Genomic DNA, 5,995 nt, shown 5'->3' with positions numbered 1-5,995 from the left:
CTCGGGCACCGCGTGGCATGGCGTCTCCTCGGCTGGCTCGTCCCGGCGGTCGGGGCCTGCGTCCGAGGGTGGCAGACCGCGTCGCACGACGTCCTCGGCGTCCGCGCGTGGAACCGTCGCCCATCAGGGCCTACCGCGCGGCGTCCCGGGGTGCGACGAGCTGGATCGGGACGGCCCGGCCGTCCCGGACGAGGTGGCCGCGGCCGGGTCGCCGCTCGAACGGTCCGTCGAGGCGCGCTCCGAGCAGCTCCCCGTCGAGCGCCGAGGTGGCGCCGAGGAGGATGCCGTGCCCGTCCCGCGCGAGCTCCGGCACGAGCCCACGGAAGGCGGCGGCGGCGCGGGTGAGGTCGGCCGACCCGGCGGTGATGCCGTCGGTCGCGTCGAGCACGCTGCAGGCCTCGAGCACGGCGTCGCCGAGGGCGGTGCCGTCGAACCTCTCGACGTCGTCGACGACGACGCACAGGTCGGGGTCGGCGCGCCGCGCGGCCACGAACTCGTCCCGCTCTGCCGGTCCGAGCACCCGACACGTCGACCCTTCGACGAGGGCGCGCAGGGGCGAGCGCGGGGGCGCGAGGACGACGACCGCCCGCCCCGCGCCGGCCAGCTCCCGCGCGAGCCACCCGAGGAACGAGGAACGTCCGGAGCGGGCCGGGCCCGCGACCAGGAGCCGAGGAGGCATCGTGGACGGGTCGAGGTGGACCGGGCGGGCCGCGTCGCCCCCGACACCCACGCCGATGAGTCCTGAGTGGGCCGGGACGGGCCCGAGGTCCGTGCCGTCCACGAACGTCGGGAGGGGGCGTACGGTCCACGGGAGCGTGTCGCCTCCCGTGGTCGGGCGCTCCGGGAACGCGTCCGCCGCCGATGCGACCTCGACGGCGTCGCCCGGGCGCTGCCGGCCACGTCGCGCGCGACCCCGCCCTGCGGCCGTTGCCAGGACCGCGTCGACGGCGGACTCGAGCGTCGGGGCGCCACCCGGCAGAGCGACCTGGACGTCGAGGCCCGTGGCGGGTTCGATCGCGCGGCCCGGAGGACGCCGGACCCGGGCCTGCGCCGGGTCGACGCCGGCGAGCGTCAGGTCGAGCGGGTCTGGCAGGTCGAGCACGAGCCGCCGGGCGAGCAACCCGGCCAGGCGCCCGGACAGCACGCCGCGTCCGCCGGACACCGCGACGGCGAGGCGGCGGGCGGACCCGTCGCGGACGATCCGGTGCAGGTCGTCGAGCCCTGCGCCGTGGTCGACGTCGGCGAGAGCGTCCTCGACCGCCTCGAGCCCGTCGACGAGCAGGAGGGTCGTGCGCGCCGGCGCGGGCGCGTCGAGCTCGCCGGCGAGGCGGGCAAGCACGCGTCGCACCAGGTGCGGGTCCGCGGTGGAGGTGACCGACCCGACGTGCGGCAGCCCCTCCAGCGCGGCCAGAGGCCCGGGCACGCCCTCGACCACGTGCACGTGGAGCGTCTCGGGGCGCCGGCCGCCCGCGAGGCCCTCGACGAGGCGCAGCAGCGTCGTCGTGCGCCCCGAGCGTGGCCCACCGGCGACCCCGAGCGACGCGTCGACGTGCGGGTCCCACACCCACGGGCGTCGGGTCTGCTCGTCGGGGACGTCGGCGACCCCGACGACGACACCGGCGACGACACCGGCGACGACCCCGGCGTCGACCCCGGCGGGCACGCCGCCACCGTCGAGGACCCCGGCGACGTGGGTCAGCCCACGGCTGGGCAGGACGGCGGGCAGCGGCGGGAGCCACGGTGACGGCGGTGGCTGCAGGCGCAGGTCCTGCGTGGCAGCCCTCACGGCCGACACCACGGCACTCAGCTCGGTCGGGCGTGCCTCGGGTGTGGTCGTGCCGACCCCGGACGCCGGTCCGTCCGCGCCGTCGAGGCGTCGCACCACGATGGCGTCGGGATGCTCGACATCCCGGAGCAGGCCGCCGACCCAGGCGGTCTGCAGGGCCACGAGGCGCTGGTCGGCGGCTCGCACGTACCCCCGCCCCGGGACGGTGTCGGGCACTGAGGCAGCGTCGGGGGCGTCGATGACGTCGAGGCTGTCGGAGCGCTCCCGGACCCGCAGGCACAGCCGCAACGAGATGTTGGCGCGCATGTCGGCGCTGACGATGCCCCCCGGGCGCTGGGTCGCGAGCACGACGTGCACGCCGAGCGACCGACCGACCGCCGCGACGCGCACGAGACCGTCGACGAACTCCGGAAGGTCGTCCGCCAGGGCCTTGAACTCGTCGACGACGATGACGAGCCGGGCCAGCCGTTGCCGCGGGTCGCCGCCCATCCGGGCTCGGTAGTCCTCCCAGTCCTTGGCCTGCCGACTCGCAAGAAGGCGTTCACGCCGCCGCAGCTCGGCGCGCAGGGAGGTCAGCGCTCGGCGCGTCAGGGCCTCGTCGAGGTCGGTGACGACGCCGACGACGTGTGGCAGGCGCGCGCACTCGCCGAACGCGGCGCCGCCCTTGTAGTCGACGAGCAGCACCGACAGGTCGTCCGGTCGGGTCGACACGGCGAGGCCCGCGACGAGTGACTGGAGCAGCTCCGACTTGCCCGATCCGGTGGTGCCGCCGACGAGGGCGTGCGGTCCCGCGGCCGCGAGGTCGAGCAGCCACGGACCGTCGACACCCATCCCGACGCGGGCGACGGGCCGCCCGTCCGAGGCCTCCCAGGCCCGGCGGAGGCCTGCGCTCGACACGGGGTCGATGCCGCACGCGAGGTGCAGGTCGCGGAAGGAGACCCGGGTCGGCAGGGCTGCCGCACCGGTCCGCGGCGTCGCGTCGACGATCGGTGCCAGGGCACGCGCGAAGGCCTCGACCCAGCCGGCGCCGGGCAGGTCGGGGGTGATGCCCTCGAGGAGCGTCCCACCTCGTCGCATCGTCGCGCGCGGGACACCCGGGTCCATCTCGACGACCGCCGTGGCCTCGGCGGGCAGGGCTTCGGGCCGGCTGTCGAGGGCGAGGAGGGCCAGACCGGCACCGGGCCCGTCCTGCAGCAGGTCGACGACGCCGGGCACCTCCCGCAGTGTGCTCGCGCCGTCGAGCACGACGAGCGTGTGCACCGCGGCCCGTCCGCCGTCGGCTCGGGCCCGGTCGCGGGGGTGCAGGTCGTCACCGCCGTCGGCCGACAGGCGCCTTCGCGCGACCTCCTGGGTGAGCGCGGCGATCGTGACCGCGGGGTCGGCCCGGACAGGGCCACCGGCATCGAACGGGACGGCGTGGGGGAGCAGGTCGCACCACGACCAGTCGGCGAGGTCGCCGACGGTGACGACGGCCACGCGGAGCTCCTGCGGGGTGTGCCAGGCGCACGCCTGTCCGATGAGCGCCGCGGTGAGCGACCGCAGCTCCCGCGCCGGCCCGGAGAGGCCGACGACGCGAGTCGCCTCGAGGTCGAGGACCACGGGTACCTGGTCGAGCACGGGAGGTCGCCGGTCCCCGCCGGCGCACGTGACGTCGGCGCGTTGGTCCGCCAGGCCGAGGCGCAGGACGAGGTGGTCCGGGTCCCCCGGACGCCGACACCACAGCTCGGTGGCGCGGGCGGTGGCGACGTCGAGCAACCGGGCCGGGCCCGGGTGTGTCGCGCGACGCTCGGCCTCGTCGTCGTCGGCGGCCCGTCGCAGCCGGTCCTCGGCCGCGGCGACGGCGGCACGATGCTCGCGCACCCGCTGCCGGTAGGACGCGCGTCCGGTTCGTCGGTCACCCCACCACTGGGCGAGGAGCAGGACGGGGGACAGCAGCGCGAACAGCAGCAATGTCGGTGAGGAGAGGGCCCAGGCAAGGACGACGGATGCCACGAGCGGCACGCCGGCGGCCACGAGGGGCGCACGCGCGTGCTCCGGGCGCCGCGGCGGCTCGGGGAAGGTCACGGTGCGCTGCGGGGACGGCGCGCGCAGCCGGGGCGAGCGGTGGAACCGGATGCGTCCGTCGGCGACCGTGTGGTGCCCGCGCCGAGCCGGCCCGTCGGCCAGCGCGAGCACCGTCGAGCCGATGCGCAGGAGGTCGCCCGGACACAGCGGCGCACCCTCGCCGGGCAGCTGGGCCCCGTTGAGGGTGGAGCCGTTCGTGGGCTCGAGGTCACGCACGCGGATCCCGTCGCTGCGCACGGTGAGCACGGCATGGGCCCGGGAGATGCCGCGGTCGTCGAGGCGCACGTGCGAGGAGGCCGCCCGGCCGACGACGTGGTCACCGCGCCCGACGGTGATGGTGCGGCCCGCGTCGAGCCCGCCGACGACGGTGAGACGCACCGCGCCCCGCGACGCGCCGGCGGGCGCCGCCTCGGCCCCCGGCGCGCCGGGCACCTCGACGCTCGTGGCAGCATCGCCGGGACGCCGCGCCGGGGACGACAAGCCGAGGACGGCGCCGTGCAGCAGCGGCGGCTCGCCCACCACGGCGGTGTCGGCGAGGACGCGCCCGGCGGCCTCGACCCGCACCCGTGGGGCGGGGTGAGCGCTTGTGGGGCCTGTGGTCCCGGTAGCAGGCGCGATGCCGGCCGCGGCGGCGAGCGGGCCGCGCAGCTCCGCGAGCGTCGACCCGCACGGTGCCTCGACGAGGACGTCGAGCGGACCCCTCGAGGGGCGGTCGAGGTCGACGACGGTGAGGCGCAGCTGCACGGGTCTCCTCCTCGTGGACGGGCGCGGCTGCGCAACCGCGCGACCGCCGTGGCCCGGCGGCACGGCCCATTCGACCCCTCCCCGCAGGCAGGCATTGCCCGTCACCCACAGCTGTGGAGACCGCGAGCGCTTGGATCGGCGTGCGGTCTAGGGTGTCCGGGCGCGGGCGGCCCCCGGGCGCAGGGGCGGTCGTCTCGGGCCGTTTGGGTGGCCTGTGGATCGTTTGACCCGGTTCAGGGCGCTTTGCCCTAGGTTGGGCGCGCCAGAACGGCTCGGCCCCGGCAGGATGGCGGGGTCCGCGACGAGTCAGGGGAACGATGTCGACACACGAGGCGGTGCGCCATGTCGAGGGTGAGGTGCGCGAGCTCATCCGCCGGACCGGCCTGGACCCGGCCAGCGACACGGCCGCAGTGCGTCGCCTCGTCGAGGACGCCGTCCAGGACTACGACCAGCGTTCCCTCCACGGCGGTCTGCCGGCCCTGGGGGACCAGCGTCTCGCCGTCCACTCGATCCTCGCCGTCGTCGCCGGCTACGGACCGCTCCAGCAGTACTTCGACGACCCGACCGTGGAGGAGATCTGGATCAACGAGCCGTCAGGGCCCCTGACCTGCGACGTTGCGGGGTTCGGTCCGCACACGGTCCGCAGCACCACCTAGCGCGGCAGCGGCCAGGCCTGCAGCCGCGGCCCGGGTCTTGTCCTCTGCCGTCGGCCAGAGGTGCGAGTACGTGTCCAGGGTGATGCTCGCCTTCGAGTGACCGAGGGCGCGCTGGACCGTCACGACGTCGCAGCCGGCGGCGATGAGCCCGCTCGCGTAGAAGTGCCGCAGCCCATGGATGTGCACGGCCTCAACCCCGGCAGCAGCGGTCGTGCGCTGCCACCAGGAGTTGACCGTCGTGGGGGGCATGGGCCGGCCGGCGGCCGTGTAGAAGAGCCATCCGTCTGGGGCTGTGCCGTACATCTCGACGTGGCGGGCGAGCATGGTTACGAGCTCGTCGGGCACGAACACGTCGCGCTCGGACTCGTACTTCGGCGGCCGGATCTCGGCGGGGCCGCCGCGGCGACGCTGGACCTGGCGGCGGACGGAGACAGTGCGGCGCAGGAAGTCGACGTCGCCGAGCTGCAGCCCGGACGCTTCACCGAGACGCAGGCCGGCGAAGGCGCACACGCCAATGTACGCGGCCATGCGGGGGTCGGTCGCGTCGAGCAGACGGCCAACCTGCTCGACGCTGGGCATGGCCATGGAGGCCTCGGCCCGACGCTTCCGGGGTAGTCGGACGCCCACGGTGGGGTCGTGCGGGATGACGCGCTCTTCGACGCCGGCCCGGCACACGGCGCGGACCGTGTTGACGCGAGTCGCGATCGTCGAGGGGGCGTATCCCCTTGCCTGCATGTCCTTGACC

General features: G+C 76.0%; 3 protein-coding genes. 1 reads left to right on the top strand and 2 read right to left on the bottom strand.

Features of this window, described 5'->3' with window-relative positions; translation table 11 throughout:
• Nucleotides 1-130: 130 nt before the first annotated feature.
• Entirely contained in the window at nucleotides 131-4,594 is a 4,464-nt protein-coding gene (locus ACPYOM_RS20600; protein WP_481347380.1) for an FtsK/SpoIIIE domain-containing protein, read from the bottom strand.
• A 317-nt stretch (nucleotides 4,595-4,911) separates the two neighbouring features.
• Here ACPYOM_RS20600 and ACPYOM_RS20595 point away from each other — a divergent pair, with 317 nt between their 5' ends.
• Nucleotides 4,912-5,250, top strand: a complete 339-nt coding sequence (locus ACPYOM_RS20595) for a hypothetical protein (protein WP_481347379.1) — start codon at nucleotides 4,912-4,914, stop codon at nucleotides 5,248-5,250.
• Here the strand turns inward: ACPYOM_RS20595 and ACPYOM_RS20590 are convergent.
• On the bottom strand, nucleotides 5,188-5,995 hold an 808-nt coding region (locus tag ACPYOM_RS20590; RefSeq protein WP_481347378.1), incomplete at its 5' end, for a tyrosine-type recombinase/integrase. The two genes, ACPYOM_RS20595 and ACPYOM_RS20590, sit on opposite strands and share 63 nt — an antisense overlap.

This window comes from Monashia sp. HAY1-2A, assembly GCF_056755315.1.
This window is presented reverse-complemented; position numbering and strand designations above follow the sequence as displayed.